This window comes from Mycetocola sp. 2940 (assembly GCF_040548835.1).
Classification (GTDB): domain Bacteria; phylum Actinomycetota; class Actinomycetes; order Actinomycetales; family Microbacteriaceae; genus Mycetocola_A.
Genome location: NZ_JBEPSK010000003.1, coordinates 185332 through 202963, shown reverse-complemented (window position 1 = coordinate 202963; position 17632 = coordinate 185332). Strand labels below are relative to the sequence as shown.

20 protein-coding genes and 2 tRNA genes are annotated in these 17632 nt (G+C 62.6%); 17 read left to right on the top strand and 5 right to left on the bottom strand.

Translation table 11 applies throughout. From position 1 onward, the window contains the following. Positions 1-2: 2 nt before the first annotated feature. Genes yidD through rpmH form a run of 3 tightly spaced genes read right to left on the bottom strand, consistent with a single transcriptional unit; the run spans position 3 to position 849 of the window. Positions 3-302 (bottom strand): membrane protein insertion efficiency factor YidD, encoded by a 300-nt coding sequence (yidD, locus tag ABIE24_RS05800; protein WP_354498117.1) that lies wholly within the window; start codon positions 300-302, stop codon positions 3-5. Between the two features lie 38 nt (positions 303-340). Then, positions 341-682, bottom strand: coding sequence for a ribonuclease P protein component (rnpA, locus tag ABIE24_RS05795; RefSeq protein WP_354497669.1), 342 nt, complete (start codon positions 680-682; stop codon positions 341-343). A 29-nt stretch (positions 683-711) separates the two neighbouring features. Further along, positions 712-849: a 50S ribosomal protein L34 gene (rpmH, locus tag ABIE24_RS05790; protein WP_010204566.1), complete on the bottom strand. Its 138-nt coding sequence runs from the start codon at positions 847-849 to the stop codon at positions 712-714. Positions 850-1178: 329 nt separating this feature from the next. On the opposite strand from rpmH, the gene dnaA reads away from it, so the two are divergent. The 11 genes from dnaA (at position 1179) to ABIE24_RS05735 (ending at position 12703) form a co-directional block, all read left to right on the top strand. Continuing rightward, a complete protein-coding gene (gene dnaA, locus ABIE24_RS05785; RefSeq protein WP_354497667.1) occupies positions 1179-2612 on the top strand; it encodes a chromosomal replication initiator protein DnaA in 1434 nt (477 codons plus the stop codon). A gap of 414 nt (positions 2613-3026) precedes the next feature. Next, the gene (gene dnaN / locus ABIE24_RS05780; protein ID WP_354497665.1) at positions 3027-4175 is read left to right on the top strand and encodes a DNA polymerase III subunit beta; all 1149 of its coding nucleotides are present in this window, start codon (positions 3027-3029) and stop codon (positions 4173-4175) included. Positions 4176-4206: 31 nt separating this feature from the next. After that, positions 4207-5097, top strand: coding sequence for a phosphogluconate dehydrogenase (NAD(+)-dependent, decarboxylating) (gnd, locus tag ABIE24_RS05775; protein WP_354497663.1), 891 nt, complete (start codon positions 4207-4209; stop codon positions 5095-5097). A gap of 35 nt (positions 5098-5132) precedes the next feature. Next, the gene (gene recF / locus ABIE24_RS05770) at positions 5133-6311 is read left to right on the top strand and encodes a DNA replication/repair protein RecF (RefSeq protein WP_354497662.1); all 1179 of its coding nucleotides are present in this window, start codon (positions 5133-5135) and stop codon (positions 6309-6311) included. Then, positions 6304-6807, top strand: a complete 504-nt coding sequence (locus tag ABIE24_RS05765) for a DciA family protein (RefSeq protein ID WP_354497660.1) — start codon at positions 6304-6306, stop codon at positions 6805-6807. Before recF ends, ABIE24_RS05765 begins: the two co-directional genes overlap by 8 nt. A 121-nt stretch (positions 6808-6928) precedes the next feature. Then, entirely contained in the window at positions 6929-8938 is a 2010-nt protein-coding gene (gene gyrB, locus ABIE24_RS05760; protein WP_354497658.1) for a DNA topoisomerase (ATP-hydrolyzing) subunit B, read from the top strand. 67 nt (positions 8939-9005) lie between these two features. Further along, positions 9006-11546, top strand: a complete 2541-nt coding sequence (gene gyrA / locus ABIE24_RS05755) for a DNA gyrase subunit A (RefSeq protein WP_354498116.1) — start codon at positions 9006-9008, stop codon at positions 11544-11546. Next, a complete protein-coding gene (locus ABIE24_RS05750; protein WP_354497656.1) occupies positions 11543-11947 on the top strand; it encodes a DUF3566 domain-containing protein in 405 nt (134 codons plus the stop codon). Before gyrA ends, ABIE24_RS05750 begins: the two co-directional genes overlap by 4 nt. Before the next feature lie 83 nt (positions 11948-12030). Continuing rightward, a tRNA-Ile gene (locus tag ABIE24_RS05745) sits at positions 12031-12104 on the top strand. Positions 12105-12139: 35 nt separating this feature from the next. Beyond that, positions 12140-12212, top strand: a tRNA-Ala gene (locus ABIE24_RS05740). Between the two features lie 77 nt (positions 12213-12289). After that, the gene (locus tag ABIE24_RS05735; protein ID WP_354497654.1) at positions 12290-12703 is read left to right on the top strand and encodes an NUDIX hydrolase; all 414 of its coding nucleotides are present in this window, start codon (positions 12290-12292) and stop codon (positions 12701-12703) included. A 31-nt stretch (positions 12704-12734) separates the two neighbouring features. Here the strand turns inward: ABIE24_RS05735 and ABIE24_RS05730 are convergent, their stop codons facing one another. Continuing rightward, the gene (locus ABIE24_RS05730) at positions 12735-13163 is read right to left on the bottom strand and encodes a pyridoxamine 5'-phosphate oxidase family protein (RefSeq protein ID WP_354497652.1); all 429 of its coding nucleotides are present in this window, start codon (positions 13161-13163) and stop codon (positions 12735-12737) included. A gap of 132 nt (positions 13164-13295) precedes the next feature. Beyond that, positions 13296-13814 carry a DNA helicase gene (locus ABIE24_RS05725; protein ID WP_354497650.1) on the bottom strand — a complete coding sequence of 173 codons (519 nt, stop codon included), beginning with the start codon at positions 13812-13814 and terminating at the stop codon, positions 13296-13298. Positions 13815-13921: 107 nt separating this feature from the next. On the opposite strand from ABIE24_RS05725, the gene ABIE24_RS05720 reads away from it, so the two are divergent. The 6 genes from ABIE24_RS05720 to ABIE24_RS05695 all read left to right on the top strand — a co-directional run bounded on the left by ABIE24_RS05720 (position 13922) and on the right by ABIE24_RS05695 (position 17398). Beyond that, the gene (locus tag ABIE24_RS05720; protein ID WP_354497648.1) at positions 13922-14464 is read left to right on the top strand and encodes a peptidylprolyl isomerase; all 543 of its coding nucleotides are present in this window, start codon (positions 13922-13924) and stop codon (positions 14462-14464) included. Positions 14465-14656: 192 nt separating this feature from the next. Further along, complete coding sequence (locus ABIE24_RS05715) at positions 14657-15376, top strand: rhomboid family intramembrane serine protease (RefSeq protein ID WP_354497646.1); 720 nt, start codon at positions 14657-14659, stop codon at positions 15374-15376. 18 nt (positions 15377-15394) lie between these two features. Further along, positions 15395-15640 (top strand): cell division protein CrgA, encoded by a 246-nt coding sequence (locus ABIE24_RS05710; RefSeq protein WP_354497644.1) that lies wholly within the window; start codon positions 15395-15397, stop codon positions 15638-15640. Positions 15641-15894: 254 nt separating this feature from the next. Beyond that, positions 15895-16593 (top strand): class E sortase, encoded by a 699-nt coding sequence (locus tag ABIE24_RS05705; protein WP_354497643.1) that lies wholly within the window; start codon positions 15895-15897, stop codon positions 16591-16593. Between the two features lies 1 nt (position 16594). After that, positions 16595-16753 carry a hypothetical protein gene (locus ABIE24_RS05700; RefSeq protein ID WP_354497641.1) on the top strand — a complete coding sequence of 53 codons (159 nt, stop codon included), beginning with the start codon at positions 16595-16597 and terminating at the stop codon, positions 16751-16753. 9 nt (positions 16754-16762) lie between these two features. Next, a complete protein-coding gene (locus ABIE24_RS05695) occupies positions 16763-17398 on the top strand; it encodes an anthranilate synthase component II (protein ID WP_354497639.1) in 636 nt (211 codons plus the stop codon). The last annotated feature ends 234 nt before the right edge of the window (positions 17399-17632 follow it).

Here is a 17632-nt window from a genome sequence, read left to right as displayed (position 1 = left end):
ATTTAGCCCTTTCGGTGGCTAGCTGTTACAACGAACCCGCGTGGGGTCACGGTATATCGGAAGTTCTTTTTGAGTGGCGCATCATCGACGCCGCCGGCAGCCCACGGGTGACAGCGGGCGATCCGGCGGAGCGCGAGCCCCGAGCCGATCACTGCTCCGTGCTGTGCGATGGCATGCATCGCATAGGCCGAACAAGAGGGATAGTACCGGCACACCTCCCCATAAAGCGGTGAGATGGCTGTGCGATACGCGATCAGTGCAGCCACGGCGGCGTTGCGAGGCAGCAACAGGATGCTCCGCATTGCGTCGATCCCTTCACCACGGTCCGCGGCGACGCCGGTCACGATTTCGCAGCCAATCGCGATGCAGAACGCTCGACTTCTGCCGACAACTCGGTGAAGTCCGCGTTCGCCGACGAGGGAAGGGCACGAAACACGGTCTCTGCGCCTGCCGGCAGCGCCGGAGCCATCGCGAATGCCGCGGCCTTGAGGCGACGACGAACCCGGTTGCGGACAACCGCGTTTCCGACGGTTTTTGCAACAATGAACCCGAACCGCGGTGTTCCGCCGTTCGGGTTCATCAATTGGTAGGTCACGCTGTTCGCGCCAGACATCCGACGGCCACGGCGAACGACCCGCTTGTAGTCATCAGCGCTCGTGATGCGTTGCGCTTTAGCGAGCACGATGACGACGGGGTGCCGGGGCCAGGGTGCTACGCGGAGAGTTCGGTGCGGCCCTTGCGACGGCGTGCACCGAGGATGGCACGGCCGGCGCGGGTGCGCATGCGCAAACGGAAACCGTGCACCTTGGCGCGACGACGGTTGTTCGGCTGGAACGTTCTCTTGCTCATAATCAGTTACTCCACGTTTGGATCTCCACTGCGGCGAGTCGCATGGCAGAGGAAAGATTGGCGCCCGAGGGCACAAGTCAACCTACTAAACCTACGGCCTGTGACTCCGCTGGTCAAACTGGACCCAGGCAAACGATTGATTATCCACAGGTTTCTCAGCTTCGCCAGCACTGACACGCTGGCGATTTTCTGCGGTAAATTTGGGGCGAACCGTCCGATTAGCTAGCGTGAGGGATCGGTTATCCCCAGCCCTCACCATCCGGTTCCCAATAGATCCGGGGGTGTGAGAGCATCCGTGGATAACTTTGTGAATAACTTTTTGGGGAAATATGGCAAACGAGCAAGAGTCAATCACGCAAACGTGGCAGACCGTGCTCGATGAGCTCGCAACCGACGAGCGCATCACACCTCCCCTGCATGGCTTTCTCAATCTGGTGGTGCCCAAGGGCATCATGGCGGGCACCTTCTACCTCGAAGTGCCGAACGAGTTCACCGCCGGGCAGCTCAACATGCGCATGCGTGCGCCACTGCTCAAGGCGATCGGCACCCTGCAGGAATCCCACGGGGCATCCACCTTCGCCGTCGTCGTGAACCCCGAGATCATCGACGAGGAATACGAACCTCTGCCGCAGGCCCCGATGCACCAGCCACAGCCGAGCTACGTCAACAATCCGACCTCGCACCTCTCGATGGCTGACACCGCGCTTCCCGCCCGGCAGAACGACACGCGACTCAACTCGAAGTACTCGTTCGACAACTTTGTCATCGGCCAGTCGAACCGGTTCTCGCATGCAGCCGCCGTCGCCGTCGCCGAAGCGCCGGCGAAGGCGTACAACCCGCTGTTCATCTACGGAGACTCCGGGCTCGGGAAAACGCACCTCCTCCACGCCATCGGTCACTATGCGATGAGCCTGTACCCCGGCATTCGGGTTCGATACGTCTCGAGCGAGGAATTCACCAACGACTTCATCAACTCGATCGCGAACAACCGTGGTTCCGTCTTTCAGGCGCGCTACCGCGATATCGACATCCTCCTGATCGACGACATCCAGTTCCTCCAGGGCAAGGCGGAGACGCAGGAAGCGTTCTTCCACACCTTCAACACCCTCCACGACCACAACAAACAGGTCGCGATCACCAGTGACCTGCCGCCGAAGGCGCTCACCGGTTTCGAAGACCGGATGCGCTCGCGATTCGAGTGGGGTCTCATCACGGATGTCCAGGTTCCTGACCTGGAGACCCGGATCGCCATCCTCCGCAAGAAGGCACAGAGCGAGAAGCTGCAGATCCCCGACGAGGTGCTCGAATTCATCGCTTCGAAGGTCTCGAGCAATATCCGCGAGCTCGAGGGAACTCTCATCCGCGTGACCGCGTTCGCGAGCCTCAACCGGACTCCCGTCGACATGAACCTTGTGCAGACCGTGCTGAAGGACCTCATCACCCTTGACGACGACAACGTCATCTCCCCCGTCGACATCATCAACATCGTCGCTGCGTACTTCAAACTCAGCGTCGACGACCTCTACGGCTCCAGCCGCTCCCAGGCCATCGCCACGTCGAGGCAGATCGCCATGTACCTCTGTCGCGAACTGACGAATCTGTCGCTTCCAAAGATCGGGCAGCTCTTCGGAAACCGTGATCACACGACTGTGATGTACGCGAATAAGAAGATTTCCGACCTCATGCAGGAACGTCGATCGATTTATAACCAGGTCACCGAATTGACCAGCCGGATCAAACAGGGGCACCGTTTCCCGCGTTAAAGCGGTGCTCACAGACGGTTAACGTTGTGGAAACTGAGGCGTCGTACACAATGTGGATAACCCTGTGGAAACTCTCCTGAAAACTCGGGCGATTCTGTGAACGGATCTCTGGGGAATGTGAACAACCCCCTCGGATGCCAGTAATCGCATGGGATCCCGCAGACAGCGATTGCACACGCGGCCAACAAGTCACACCGTTGTAGTTCCCATGAAATCGTTAGCGTGTCGGAAGTTATCCACAGTTTCCACAGCGGTTAAGACCATTAACCATTCTTAAACTTTCTCTCAGGCCAATAACCTTTTCCGGCCCCCGCCTTCAGCCACGGGCCTTGCACCGGGACGTGAATGACAGTGCTTCTCCGACCCGACTAACATGGGGAACCACTCGTACCTTGAAACGACAGGGGATCCACCGTGCGGTTTAGCGTCAATCGCGATGTCTTCAGTGAAGCAGTCTCATTCGCGGTGAAGCTGTTGCCCCAAAGAACCACCCTTCCGATCCTCAGCGGTGTGCTCATCGAAGCCACCGAAACCGGGCTGACCCTGTCGAGTTTCGACTACGAGGTCTCGGCACAGACCGAGATCAGCGCCCAGGTCGACGAGCCGGGAACGATCCTCGTGTCGGGGCGTCTGCTCGCTGACATCGCCAGCCGGCTGCCGAACGCTCCGGTGCAGTTCACCACCAACGAGAACCGCATCGTCGTCTCCTGTGGCTCAGCAAACTTCACCCTGCTGTCAATGCCGGTAGAGGAATATCCCAGCATCCCGCAGATCTCGGGCGAAACCGGACTGGTTCCCGGAGAAGACTTCGCAGCAGCAGTGGCCCAGGTCGCTGTCGCAGCCTCACGTGACGACGTCACGCCGGTCATCACGGGTGTCCAGCTCGAAGTCACCGACAATCGCCTCAGCCTCGTCGCCACCGACCGGTACCGCGTCGCCGTGCGTGAAATCGACTGGGACAACGGCGAGAACACCGCGCCTGACCACCTGGTGGCGCTCGTTCCTGCCCGCACACTCCAGGAAGTCGGAAAGACGTTCGGCCATTCGTCGACCATCTCCGTCGCCTTCACGAGCAAGGATGACCGCGAACTCATCGCCTTCACCGCCGACAAGAAGACTGTGACGTCGCTGCTGATCAAAGGGTCTTTCCCACCCGTCCGCCGGCTTTTCCCCGACTCGAGCGAGAACTATGCGGTCATCAACACCGCCGAACTCATCGAATCAGTCCGCCGCGTCTCGCTCGTCCTCGAGCGGGAGGCCGCTCTCCGCTTCACGTTCACCATCGACGGACTCACGATGGAAGCCGTCGGATCCGAGCAGGCGCAGGCATCCGAAGCGATCGATGCGCTGCTCACCGGCGACGACATCGTGCTCAGCCTCAAGCCGCAGTTCCTGATCGACGGGCTCACCGCCGTGCGCAGCGAGTACGTGCGGTTCTCATTCACGAAGAGTGAGAACACGAACAAGCCCGGCCCGATGCTCATCACCAGCCAGTCCTCGAAGGACCAGCCGGGCGCCGACAGCTTCAAGTACCTGCTGCAGCCGAACCTCCTCCTGCGCTGACCCGCCTCCATCAAGCTCGAAGGACTTCACCATGCACATCGGTCTCATCGGACTTGGCAAAATGGGTGGCAACATGCGCACCCGGCTCCGTAACGCGGGCATCGAAGTCACTGGTTTCGATCGCAATCCGGATGTCACGGACGTCGCAACGCTGGACGACCTGGTCGCGGCGCTCCCCTCGCCGCGCACGATCTGGGTCATGGTGCCGGCCGGTCAGATCACCGATGGTGTCATCGCCGACCTCAACGAACGGCTCGAGGCCGGTGACCTCATCATCGAGGGCGGCAACAGCCGTTTCACCGAGGACTTCAAGCACGCCGAACTGCTCTCCGCCAAGGGGATCGACTACATCGACGCCGGGGTCTCAGGCGGAGTCTGGGGACTGGAGAACGGGTACGGCCTGATGGTCGGCGGCTCGAAGGCACAGGTCGAGCGGGTCATGCCGGTGTTCGACGCGCTTCGGCCGGAGGGTCCCCGCGAAGAAGGATTCGTCCACGTCGGTGAAGTGGGCGCCGGCCACTACGCGAAGATGGTCCACAACGGCATCGAATACGCCCTCATGCAGGCCTACGCCGAAGGTTTCGAGCTGCTCGAGAAGCGCGAAGACATCATTCGCGACGTGCCCGGCACCTTCAAAGCCTGGCAGCGCGGAACCGTCGTGCGATCCTGGCTGCTCGAACTGCTCGTTCGCGCGCTCGACGAAGACGACGACCTCTCCGAGATCGAGGGGTACGTCGAGGATTCAGGCGAGGGTCGCTGGACGATCGAAGAAGCTGTTGCGAACGCCGTGCCGGTCCCGACGATTTCGGCATCCATCTTCGCCCGCTTCGTCTCGCGCCAGGACGACTCACCGGCGATGAAGGCGGTCGCTGCCCTCCGGAACCAGTTCGGCGGCCACGCGGTCAAGAAGTCCGACGACTGAAGCCGGCTGTCAGCCGCCATCGGTAGGCTTACGCGGTGATCGTCACCCACCTCAACCTCAGCAATTACCGCAACTATGCGGTCGCTGACGTGGCGATGGCACCGGGACCCAACCTCTTCGTGGGCCGGAACGGCCAGGGCAAAACAAATCTGGTCGAAGCCCTCGGGTACCTGTCGACACTCGGATCCCACCGTGTCTCGACCGACTCCGCGCTGATCCGTGCCGGAGAGGATGCCGCGATCATCCGGGCGAGGCTGCAGCACAACGGTCGCGACCTGCTCGCCGAAGTCCAGATCAACCGCACCGGCGCCAACCGGGCGCAGATCAACCGGGGACAGATCAAGCCCCGTGAGCTGCCCCGCTACTTCTCCAGCGTGCTCTTCGCGCCGGAGGATCTCGGAATCATTCGCGGTGACCCGTCCGGCCGCCGCCGGTTCCTCGACCAGCTGCTCGTTCTGCACACCCCGCGACTGGCGGGCGTGCTCACCGACTACGAGCGCACCCTCAAACAGCGCAACTCCCTTCTGAAGTCGGCGCGAGTCTCCGGACTCAAACCCACTCAGCTCACCACCCTTGAGATCTGGGACGACAAGCTCGTGTCACTCGGTTCCGAGATCATCGACGAGCGGGTGGCTCTCATCCGTTCGCTCGAGCAACCGATCCGGGATGCCTACGCCTCCGTCGTCGGGGACGACCACGGACCCGCCCTCTTCCCCTTGCTCAGCATCGACGGCGTCGATCCCGATGTGGATGCCCCGGCAACGGTCATCCCCGCGATCGCACCGAAAAACGCCGCAACCGCTGATCGGTTCCGCTCAGCGCTCGCCCTGCAGCGCCGGAGCGAACTCGATCGCGGACTCACTCTCGTCGGGCCACACCGCGACGACATCCTCTTCGAACTGAACTCCCTGCCGGTGAAGGGGTATGCCAGCCACGGTGAGACGTGGTCGTTCGCGCTGGCGCTCAAACTGGCATCCGCCGAGTTGCTGCGCCGCGACTCCACCTCAGGTGACCCGGTGCTCATCCTCGACGACGTCTTCGCCGAGCTCGACCTGAACCGGCGCGCACGCCTGGCTGCCGCGGTCGTCGGATTCGAACAGGTCCTCATCACCGCGGCTGTTCTGGGGGATGTACCCGAGGGACTCACCGCACACACGGTGCATATCTCGGCCGGCCGCATCCTCGAAGCGGCCGAGGAGATCTCTCATGGCTGAGCCGATCCACGGTGGCGAATCCTCCGAATCCGCCCGCGTGTACGTGCGGTTCAAGGAACTGTTCGGCGGACAGAAGCACTATGCCCGCTCCAAGCGGAACCGGAAGATCGATCCTGCTGAGAGCGTGCCGTTCGGGCACGGCCGCGACCCGAAGGGTGTCGGCGACGTGCTCGGCGCCCTGACCAGCCAGCTCGGCTGGGACTCACCGCTCGCGCAGTCCGATCTGGTCTCCAACTGGAAAGAACTCGCCGGTGAAGAGACCGCGAACCACTCATCTCCGGTGGGAATCGAGCAGGGTGTGCTCAGCGTCCAGTGCGAATCGACGGCGTGGGCGACCCAGCTCCGCCTGATGCGTGTGGAGATCATGACGCACATCGCCGTGAGGTACCCCGACGCCGGGATCGAGAGCATCCGTTTTCTAGGACCCAACGTCCCAACCTTCAAACGCGGCCCCAGATCGGTTCAGGGGCGTGGCGTACGCGATACCTACGGTTAACCAGACAAATCTGGTCGCCAGTGCGATAAAAGTGCCTCAGACAGGCATATGGCCCCGAAGCCCGCCCGTTCTTGATAGAATCACATGTCGAGCACGAACACGGTTTGGAGCCTAATTTCATATGTCATCAGAACCGAACAGGTCCGCAGATAACAGCGACTACGGCGCAAGCCAGATTCAGGTTCTCGAAGGTCTCGAAGCCGTACGCAAACGTCCAGGAATGTACATCGGTTCCACCGGTCCGCGCGGTCTGCACCACCTGGTCTACGAGATCGTCGACAACGCTGTTGATGAGGCCCTCGCAGGCTACTGCGACAACATCGAGGTCACGATTCTCGCCGACGGTGCCGTCCGTGTCGTCGACAACGGTCGCGGAATCCCGGTCGACATCCACCCCATCGAGGGCAAGTCGACCGTCGAGGTCGTTCTGACGATCCTCCACGCCGGCGGAAAGTTCGGCGGCGGCGGATACGCGGTCTCCGGTGGTCTCCACGGAGTGGGCAGCTCCGTCGTCAACGCCCTCTCGACCCGTCTCGATGTCGAGGTTCGGCGCCAGGGTTCCGTGTGGCGCGCGACGTTCCACGATGGTGTCGCGGACGCACCGCTCGCCCAGGGAGAAGACTCGGACGAGACCGGCACAACGGTGACGTTCTGGCCAAGCGCGGACATTTTCGAGACGACCGAGTTCGACTACGACACTCTCCGCATCCGGTTCCAGCAGATGGCCTTCCTGAACAAGGGACTCCGGATCGCGCTGCACGACGAGCGGACCGACCACCTCGTCGAGGCGCCTGCCGGTGTCGACGGCAAAGAGCCTGAACTCGTTCAGCAGTCAAACGTCTTCCTGTATGAGCGCGGCCTCGTCGACTACGTCGAATACCTCAACCACGCGCGCAAGGCAGACCTCGTCAACGATGAGATCATCTCGTTCGAGACCGAGGACGAGAACCGCAAGATCGCGCTCGAGGTCGCCATGCAGTGGACGACCGCGTACACCGAGAGCGTCCACACCTACGCGAACACCATCAACACCCATGAGGGCGGAACCCACGAAGAAGGTTTCCGAGCTGCCCTGACCACCCTCGTCAACAAGTACGCCCGAGAAAAGGGCCTGCTCAAGGAGAAGGACGACAACCTCTCCGGCGACGACGTGCGTGAGGGACTGACCGCGGTGATCTCGGTCAAGCTGACCGAACCGCAGTTCGAGGGCCAGACCAAGACCAAGCTCGGCAACACCGAAGCGAAGGCCTTCGTTCAGAAGGTCGTCGGCGACCAGCTCGGTGACTGGTTCGGCCGAAACCCAGTCCAGGCCAAGGAGATCATCCGCAAGGCGTTCCAGGCAGCGACAGCGCGTATGGCGGCCCGCAAGGCTCGCGAAACGGCACGCCGCAAGGGACTCCTCGAGGGTGGAGGCATGCCCGGCAAGCTCAAGGACTGCCAGTCCAAGGACCCGTCGCTCTCCGAGATCTTCATCGTCGAGGGTGACTCTGCCGGCGGCTCGGCCGTGCAGGGCCGGAACCCCGAGACCCAGGCGATCCTCCCGCTTCGCGGGAAGATCCTCAACGTGGAGAAGGCCCGCCTCGACCGTGCGCTCGGCAACGCCGAGGTCCAGGCCATGATCACGGCGTTCGGCGCCGGCATCGGTGAAGACTTCAACCCGGAGAAGGCCCGGTACCACAAGATCGTGCTGATGGCGGATGCCGACGTCGACGGCCAGCACATCACCACGCTGTTGCTGACGCTCCTGTTCCGGTACATGCGTCCGCTGATCGACTTCGGTTATGTGTACCTCGCCCAGCCGCCGCTGTTCAAACTCAAATGGTCGAACGCGGCACACGAATACGTCTACAGCGATGCCGAACGTGACGCCCAGCTCGCCGCCGGTGCCGCCGCCGGCCGCCGGATTCCCAAGGAGAACGGGATCCAGCGTTACAAGGGCCTCGGCGAGATGGACTACAAGGAGCTGTGGGAGACCACCATGGCACCCGAGACCCGCACCCTGATGCAGGTCAATCTCGACGACGCCGCGGCTGCGGACGAGATCTTTTCAACCTTGATGGGCGAGGACGTCGAGTCCCGCCGCAACTTCATCCAAAAGAACGCGAAGGACGTGCGGTTCCTTGACATCTAACGACGACACCACTCCCGACACCGACCTCCCGGAGGGCGTCGTCACAGACGAAACCACCGACCCCGGCGTGCACGGAAAAATCAGTCAGGTCGACCTGCAGCTCGAGATGCAGCGGTCGTACCTCGATTACGCGATGAGCGTCATCGTCGGCCGCGCTCTTCCCGAGGTGCGCGACGGCATGAAGCCCGTGCACCGCCGGGTGATCTACGCCATGTACGACGGCGGTTACCGCCCCGACAAAGCCTTCTCGAAGTGCGCCCGCGTCGTCGGTGATGTCATGGGACAGTTCCACCCCCACGGTGACTCCGCCATCTACGACGCGCTCGTACGCCTCGTCCAGCCGTGGAGCCTGCGCTACCCGCTGGCGCTCGGCCAGGGCAACTTCGGTTCCCCCGGCAATGACGGTGCCGCGGCACCGCGATACACCGAGACCAAGATGGCCCCGCTGGCCATGGAAATGGTCCGGGACATCGACGAAGACACCGTCAACTTCCAGGACAACTACGACGGTCGCACACAGGAGCCCGCCGTGCTCCCGGCCCGCTTCCCGAACCTCCTGGTCAACGGCTCCGTCGGTATCGCCGTGGGCATGGCGACGAACATCCCGCCGCACAACCTCCGCGAGGTCTCGGCCGGTGCGTTGTGGCACCTGGCAAACCCCGAGGCATCCCGTGAAGAACTGCTCGCAGCCCTCATGCAGCGCATCAAGGGCCCGGACTTCCCGACCGGAGCGCAGATCCTCGGCGTCAAGGGCATCCACGACGCTTACACCACGGGCCGTGGTTCCATCACGATGCGCGCGGTCGTCAGCGTCGAAGAGATCCAGGGTCGCACCTGCCTCGTCGTCACCGAGCTGCCGTACCAGGTCAACCCCGACAACCTGGCGGTCAAGATCGCCGACATGGTTAAGGACGGCAAGATCTCCGGCATCGCCGATATCCGCGATGAGACCTCCGGCCGCACAGGCCAGCGTCTCGTCATCGTTCTCAAACGTGACGCTGTCGCCAAGGTCGTCCTGAACAACCTGTACAAGCACACGTCGCTGCAGGAGAACTTCGGCGCAAACATGCTGGCGATCGTTGACGGCATCCCCCGCACTCTCGCGCTGGACGGCTTCATCACCGCGTGGACGGCCCACCAGATCGACGTGATCGTGCGCCGCACGACGCACCGCCTGATGAAAGCCGAGGAGCGCGCTCACATTCTCCGCGGCTACCTCAAGGCGCTGGACGCGCTCGACGAGGTCATCGCGCTCATCCGTCGGTCGGGAACCGTCGAAGACGCTCGTGACGGTTTGATGGACCTTCTCGACATCGATGAACTGCAGGCGCGCGCCATCCTCGAGATGCAGCTGCGCCGCCTGGCCGCCCTCGAGCGCCAGAAGATCATCGACGAACATGACGAGATCGAACGTGAGATCACCGAATTCAAGGCGATTCTCGCGAGCCCGGAACGCCAGCGCACCATCGTCAGCGACGAACTCACCGAAATCGTGGAGAAGTACGGCGACGACCGCCGCACCGAGATCATGTTCGGGTACGACGGCGATATGTCGATCGAGGACCTCATCCCCGAAGAGGAGATGGTCATCTCGGTCACCCGTGGTGGCTACATCAAACGTACCCGCAGCGACAACTACCGTCAGCAGCACCGGGGAGGCAAGGGCGTCAAGGGCGCCCAGCTGCGCGCAGACGACGTCGTCGATCACTTCTTCGTCACGACGACCCACCACTGGCTGCTGTTCTTCAGCAACAAAGGCCGGGTCTATCGTGCCAAGGCGTACGAAGTGCAGGAGGCCGGCCGCGACGCCAAGGGCCAGCACGTTGCGAACCTTCTCGCTATGCAGCCCGACGAGGAGATCGCCGAGATCCTCGACATCCCCGACTACGAGGCGGCGACCTACCTCGTCCTGGCCACCCGCAACGGACTCGTCAAGAAGACGGCGCTGAGCGAGTACGACACCAACCGCACCGGTGGCATCATCGCCATCAACCTCCGCGACGGTGACGAACTCGTCGGGGCGCTGCTCGTCGAGGATGACAGCGATATCTTCCTGGTCTCGCGGCTCGGCATGTCCATCCGCTTCACCGCGAACGATGACGCGCTGCGCCCGATGGGGCGGTCGACCTCTGGCGTCATCGGCATGAACTTCCGCGAAGAGGACGAGCTCCTCTCTGCGTCGGTCCTGCCCGCTGACCCTGAAGCCGATGCGTTCGTGTTCATCGCCACCCAGGGCGGTTTCGCGAAGCGGACCGCCGTCGAGCAGTACCGCCTGCAGAACCGTGGCGGGCTCGGCATCAAGGTAGCCAAGTACAACGAAGACCGCGGGGTCCTCGCCGGCGCCCTCATCGTGAGTGAAGACGACGAGGTGCTTGTGGTCCTTGCCAGCGGCAAGGTGGTAAGGTCTGCCGTGGCCGAAGTTCCCGCCAAGGGCAGGGACACCATGGGCGTCGTCTTCGCACGATTCGCTGACGACGACCGGATTATTGCCCTGGCCAGGAACAGTGACCGCAATCTTGTCGCCGCAGACGCAGAAGCAGCCGAAATCCTCATTGTGGACGAAGCTGCGGCGCCTGCGAGCGAGGCCGAAAAGAAAGAAGAAGAATGAGTAGCGTTGCCGAGAAGCTCGCGAAGAAGTCGACCACGCGCACCTCGACCAAACAGGTGCGGCTGAAGCTGGTCTACATCGACTTCTGGTCAGCTGTGAAACTGTCGTTCCTTGTGGCGGTGGCTCTCGCTATCGTGACCATCGTGGTGTTCTTCCTCGTCTACACGGTTCTCGAACAGACGAACATCTTCGATCAGGTGAACGGCCTGTACAAGGATGTCGCCGGTGTCGGCCAGGACCTCACCGCGATCTTCAACCTTGGGCGAGTGATGGGCTTCGCAGTCGTCGTCGCGATCCTCAACCTCATCGTGGTGACCGCACTCGGAGCATTGTGTGCGGCTCTCTACAACCTCAGCGTGAAGATCACCGGCGGATTGCTCGTCGGCTTCACGAACAACTGATCTCGTCTCTAATCGAGGGGGCCTCCTGGCCCCCTCGATTAGAACATATGGCGAATTTCAGGTAGTCTCAAAGCTGCCCAAACGGGGATATAGCTCAGGCGGTTAGAGCGCTTCGCTGATAACGAAGAGGTCCCAGGTTCAAGTCCTGGTATCCCCACTCGGGAGACATTTTTCACACAATTCTCCCTAATCGGGGCCTTAGCTCAATTGGTAGAGCGCCTGCTTTGCAAGCAGGAGGTCAGGGGTTCGATTCCCCTAGGCTCCACACACGAAACGGCCCGTCTCACCCCTGAGACGGGCCGTTTCTACGTTCGCGCCATCCCGCATGAGTAAGGTGGGCCGATGGATATTCGTATCGGTGCCTACGGCGTCATCCTCCACGAAGACACGATTCTTCTCGCCCACTGGCGGGAGTACGGCCACAGCGGCTGGACGTTGCCCGGAGGCGGCATAGATCCCGGAGAAGACCCCGCGGATGCCGCGGTGCGCGAAATCCTCGAGGAGACCGGCTACACAGCAGAGCTGGAGGGGCTGCTCGGCATCCACTCGTTCGTCGCGCAGCCGGAGAACCGCCTGACCCCAGGAGCGACCGAAGCGCTGCATGGCCTGCGGATCATCTACCGCGCCCGCATCACAGGGGGCGAACTCACCTACGAGGTCGGCGGCTCGACCGACCGCGCTGCATGGCATCCGTTGAGTGAGATACCGAATCTGAATCGGGTAAGCCTCGTCGACGTTGCTCTGGCAATGCTGTAACCGGTCAGAAGGGTTAGCGCGTCCGCCGCAGTCAGTCGGTCGGTTCGACCGTGTCGTCAGCGTCATCCTCGGCGGTCGGCTCGAAGAGGCGGCCACTGACAGAGGTCGGCAGGATGCGGACGACAACGTCCTTGCGACCGCGCGCGAACGGGTTCCGAAGCGAGGTGAGAACCGGCTCGATTTCGTCGTCGTGCTCGAGCCGTCGGGCGAGCCCACGGACGATGACACTCCAGGCGCGCGACTCCTCGAGCTCGTCGGCCTCGAAGAGCACGGCGGCATTCGCGGCCAGGCCGGCAAGCTTCTCGCCCGGAGCCGTCCGGAAATAGACGGCACCGTCGATGATCGTATGCGTCACGGGGAAAATATCGGTGACGTCCCCGACGGTCACGACGACGCGTCCGACCGACGCGCCAGCCAGGTAATGCAGTGATTCGGTTTCGGTCAGTTCCCGTACCGGCATTGGAACTCCTCACGTCGGGGGCTCAGGCGCCCCTGCCTATTGTTGCGCACGCGCTCGCTGACGAACAGGGCATCCGAGGAGACGAAAAATGGCCGGTCCCGTAAAGGACCGGCCATTTCACGAGGCTTTGGATCAGAGGTTGGGCAGCGCCGGCTCTTCGTCGGCGACCCAGAGTTCGTCGTCGGCACGGAACGTCTGCCACACGGCGTATGCCACACCGGCTGCCGCGAGCACGCCGACTCCGACAGCGATGACGCTGCCGACATTCGACTTCTTCGGCGGTGGCTTCGGCTGGAAGCGTTCGAGGGCCGCACGGACCCGATGATCCTTGGCGATGTCTCCGATGGAGAGGACACTGCCGACTACCCCACCGAGAACCGGGAAGACCGTCTTGTCGAGGCCGCGCCTGGCGCCTTCGGCAACGCCGCGTGTTGCCGCGTAACCCCGGTCGACGACCGGCTGAACCCTGTTCTCGTATGTGCTCACGACGGAGGGAACGACCTGTTCACGGCCATATGCACCCAACTGCCTGCTCGCCTCGCGGGCGACGTGGTTGGCGTGGTCAAGAATCTCCTGTTGGGCGTGCCACAACTGATTGGCCTCACCCTTGAGTCGCTTGAGTTCTTTCTTGCGCTTGCGTGACAGACTCACCGCTGACCTCCATTGATCTCGTTTTTGACGCGACAGAACTCCATCTTGCCATCGAATGGCCGGAACGCCACCCGAGTGGGCTCAATGGTTGTGTAAGAATTGAAAACATGTCAAAGCACACCGCTGTCGCAACCCTCCACACCAACTACGGCGAAATCAAGGTCAACCTGTTCGGAGACCACGCCCCCAAGACGGTCAAGAACTTCGTCGGCCTCGCCACCGGCGAAATCGAATGGACCGACGAGCGCACCGGTGAGACCAAGAAGAACACCCCGCTTTACAACGGCGTCATCTTCCACCGCATCATCCCCGGCTTCATGATCCAGGGCGGCGACCCGCTCGGCAATGGCACCGGCGGCCCCGGTTACAAGTTCGATGACGAGATCAACCCGGACCTCAACTTCAACGAGCCGTACATGCTCGCAATGGCAAATGCCGGAAAGATCGCCGGCAAAGGCACCAACGGATCGCAGTTCTTCATCACGGTGGGTGGAACGAGCTGGCTTCAGGGCAAGCACACCATCTTCGGCGCTGTTGAGGATGAGGCGAGCCGCAAGGTCGTCGACAAGCTCGCCGAAGTTCCTCGCGACGCCCGTGACCGCCCCCTCGACGACATCGTCATCGAGAGCGTCACGGTTGCCGACGCCTAGACAGCAGGCGGTCCCCGGTCCGTTCACGGACCTCGCCCGATGAGCCAGTCGTCTGTTCCCCCGGTTCGCCGGGATAACTTCTGCTACCGACACCCTGATCGCCAGAGCTTCGTTCTCTGCCAGCGATGCGGACGCACGATCTGTGGCGAATGCCAGACCCCTGGCGCTGTCGGAGTGATTTGCCCGGAATGCATGAAGCAGCAGCGACAGGCGACGCCTCGCGCACGCACCGGCTTCTTCAGCCGGAGCGGTGATCGACCAGTCGTCACGTATGTCCTGATGGCGGTGACGGCATTCGTGTTCCTGCTGCAACTGATCCCCGGGCTGGGAATCACACAGTCCTTGCTCTACGCGGGCGTCTACTCGCTACCGTCTGGCGTCTACCCCGGATATGACTTCGAACCGTGGCGGATGCTGACCACCGTCTTCGTCCATTCCCAGGGCTTCATCTTCCATATCGCCCTGAACATGTATTCGCTCTGGCTCTTCGGTCAGGCGCTGGAACCGATGCTCGGCCGGGCACGCTTCCTCGCGCTCTATCTGATCTCCGGCTTTGCCGGTTCCATCGGGGTGTCACTTCTCGCGGGAGATTTCGTCCCGGTCGTCGGAGCATCCGGGGCCATCTTCGGGCTCATGGGCGCGTTCCTGGTCATCCAGAGAAAGCGCGGCGGCAACATGAACGGGTTGCTCGTCCTGGTCGGAATCAACCTCGTGATCGGCTTCATCCCGGGAATCAATGTCGCCTGGCAGGCACACCTCGGCGGGCTCGTCGGTGGTGCGCTGGCGGGGCTGATCTACTACGAAACACGGCACCTCCGACACAAGAGCCGACAGGCCCTTCTCATAACGGGGCTGTGCGTTGTTCTCGTCGGTGTGAGCCTGATCCCTTACGTGAGCGCTTTACTGGTCTAACCGACTAGAATCGGCCATATGGCACGCGACAAGACGAAGAGCACCCAGGCCTCCCCGAGCACACAGCGCTCCGGTGAGCAGGCACCAAACCCGGTCTGGTTCAAGCCGGTCATGTTCGGCTTCATGCTCCTCGGCCTGGCCTGGATCATCGTGTTCTACGTCAGTCAGGGTGCATTCCCCATCGCGGCACTCGAGTCGTGGAACATCGTCGTCGGGTTCGGGATCGCGTTCATCGGGTTCCTCATGACAACGCGCTGGCGTTAGTTTCCACAGATCCGTTCCGGCGCGCCCGGGATACGGCGGGCGACGCTCGCGCTCTCCTCGAAAAAACCCCGACCAGAGTTATTAACAGGGTTATTAACACTGTGGACAATTACACTCGTGTAATTATCCCCAGCATGTGGATAACCCTGTGTAGAACTCACATACGGCCCCGGTAGGGTGGAACAATGCTCCCCAGCTCTCCCACAGCACCAGCGGTGCGCCGACGGGGCAACGCACGGAAACCGGCTCCTCGTGTGACGGTCGTCGGCGTCATCGGCGAACTGCTCGTCACAGGGGGCGTCCTCGTCCTGCTCTTTCTCGTCTGGCAGTTGTGGTTGAACGACGCTGTTCTCCGCGCCGAGCAGGACAGTAAGGCAGCCCAGTTGAGCGAGTCATGGGAAGCCGGTGTCCCTGAGGTGGCAGAGGAGTCCGCCGATCCGGTGGTACCGGTTCTTCTGGCTGAGCCCGACGACGCCGAAGTGTTCGGAATACTGAGGGTTCCGCGTTTCGGAGCGGACTACGCCGCTCAATTGGCGGGCGGCGTCTCGACGTCGCGCACGCTGAACCCGCTGGGGCTCGGGCACTACCCCGGTACCCAGATGCCCGGTGAGCTCGGCAACTTCGCGGTCGCCGGGCACCGCAACTCGCACGGCAAACCGCTCAATGCGATCGGTGAACTCCACGTGGGCGACGCGATCATCGTCGAGGTCCCCGAAGGCTGGTACACCTACCGCTTCCGGACCCTCGAGTACGTCGAGCCGTCGGGAGTCGGGGTACTGAACCCCGTGCCGCAGGTAGACGCGGTGGAGGCATCCGACTCGATCATCACCCTCACGAGCTGTAATCCGGCTTTCTCAACAGCGGAACGCATCATCGCTTACGGCGCGCTCGAATCGTGGACTCCCCGCGCTGCCGGCCCGCCGGCATCCCTGACCGAGACGATGGAGGGCTGACGTGTACGGAGCACTGTGGAGGGCACTGCCGGGACCGGTCTGGGTTCGCCTCCTCCTTCTGATCGCGCTGATCGCTGTAGCGTTGTACGTACTGGGAACCGTCGTGTTCCCCTGGGTCCAGTCGTTCATTGAGACCCAGGAAGTGACCGTTGAAGAGTAAGAGGCACCCGTGACCCGCGTATTGGTTATCGACAACTACGACAGCTTCGTCTACACGCTGAACGGCTACCTCCTGCAGCTCGGCGCAGAAACCGAGGTGGTGCGCAATGACACCTTTCGGGAGAGGGATGCCGCGTCGAGGCTGGCCGAGTACGACGCGGTGCTCGTCTCGCCCGGTCCGGGAAAACCAGCGGATGCCGGTGTCTCCATCGCGATGGTCAACGCGGCGCTGACGTCGGAGACGCCGCTTCTCGGTGTGTGCCTCGGACATCAGGCCATCGCCGAGGCATTCGGTGCAACGGTCACCAACGCTGACGAACTCATGCACGGCAAGACCAGCGTGATCGAACACGACGCCAGCGCGTTCTATGCCGGCGTGCCACAGCCGTTCACCGCCACCAGGTACCACTCGCTCGCTGTCGTCGACGGCACGGTACCCGATGACCTCGTGATCACGAGCCGTACAAGCGGAGGCGTCATCATGGGACTTCGTCACCGCGAGGCGCCGATCTTCGGGGTGCAGTTCCACCCCGAAAGTGTGCTCACCGAGGGCGGCTACCTGATGCTGGGCAACTGGCTCGCCGCAGCTGGTCTGCCTGAGGCGGCTGAAACCGCCAAGGGGCTCTCCCCGCTCGTCCGCTCCTAGGAGGCGGTCCCTGAAAGCGATGCCGCGCCAGCGGCAGCGCGGAGGGCGGTCCCTGAAAGCGATGCCGCGCCAGCGCGGCCCCTGGAAGCGTTGCCGCGCCAGCGGCAGCGCGGAGGGCAGCGCGGAGGGCGGTCCCTGAAAGCGATGCCGCGCCAGCGGCAGCGCGGAGGGCAGCGCGGAGGGCAGCGCGGAGGGCGGTCCCTGATACTCCCCTGTTCGCGGGGTGTCAAGCCT

What these genes read in the sequence shown, in the direction of transcription:
- yidD (WP_354498117.1), bottom strand. Translation starts at nt 302, where the DNA reads ATGCGGAGCATCCTGTTGCTGCCTCGCAACGCCGCCGTGGCTGCACTG.
- rpmH (WP_010204566.1), bottom strand. Translation starts at nt 849, where the DNA reads ATGAGCAAGAGAACGTTCCAGCCGAACAACCGTCGTCGCGCCAAGGTG.
- dnaA (WP_354497667.1), top strand. Translation starts at nt 1,179, where the DNA reads ATGGCAAACGAGCAAGAGTCAATCACGCAAACGTGGCAGACCGTGCTC.
- gnd (WP_354497663.1), top strand. Translation starts at nt 4,207, where the DNA reads ATGCACATCGGTCTCATCGGACTTGGCAAAATGGGTGGCAACATGCGC.
- ABIE24_RS05765 (WP_354497660.1), top strand. Translation starts at nt 6,304, where the DNA reads ATGGCTGAGCCGATCCACGGTGGCGAATCCTCCGAATCCGCCCGCGTG.
- gyrB (WP_354497658.1), top strand. Translation starts at nt 6,929, where the DNA reads ATGTCATCAGAACCGAACAGGTCCGCAGATAACAGCGACTACGGCGCA.
- ABIE24_RS05750 (WP_354497656.1), top strand. Translation starts at nt 11,543, where the DNA reads ATGAGTAGCGTTGCCGAGAAGCTCGCGAAGAAGTCGACCACGCGCACC.
- ABIE24_RS05735 (WP_354497654.1), top strand. Translation starts at nt 12,290, where the DNA reads ATGGATATTCGTATCGGTGCCTACGGCGTCATCCTCCACGAAGACACG.
- ABIE24_RS05730 (WP_354497652.1), bottom strand. Translation starts at nt 13,163, where the DNA reads ATGCCGGTACGGGAACTGACCGAAACCGAATCACTGCATTACCTGGCT.
- ABIE24_RS05720 (WP_354497648.1), top strand. Translation starts at nt 13,922, where the DNA reads ATGTCAAAGCACACCGCTGTCGCAACCCTCCACACCAACTACGGCGAA.
- ABIE24_RS05715 (WP_354497646.1), top strand. Translation starts at nt 14,657, where the DNA reads ATGAAGCAGCAGCGACAGGCGACGCCTCGCGCACGCACCGGCTTCTTC.
- ABIE24_RS05710 (WP_354497644.1), top strand. Translation starts at nt 15,395, where the DNA reads ATGGCACGCGACAAGACGAAGAGCACCCAGGCCTCCCCGAGCACACAG.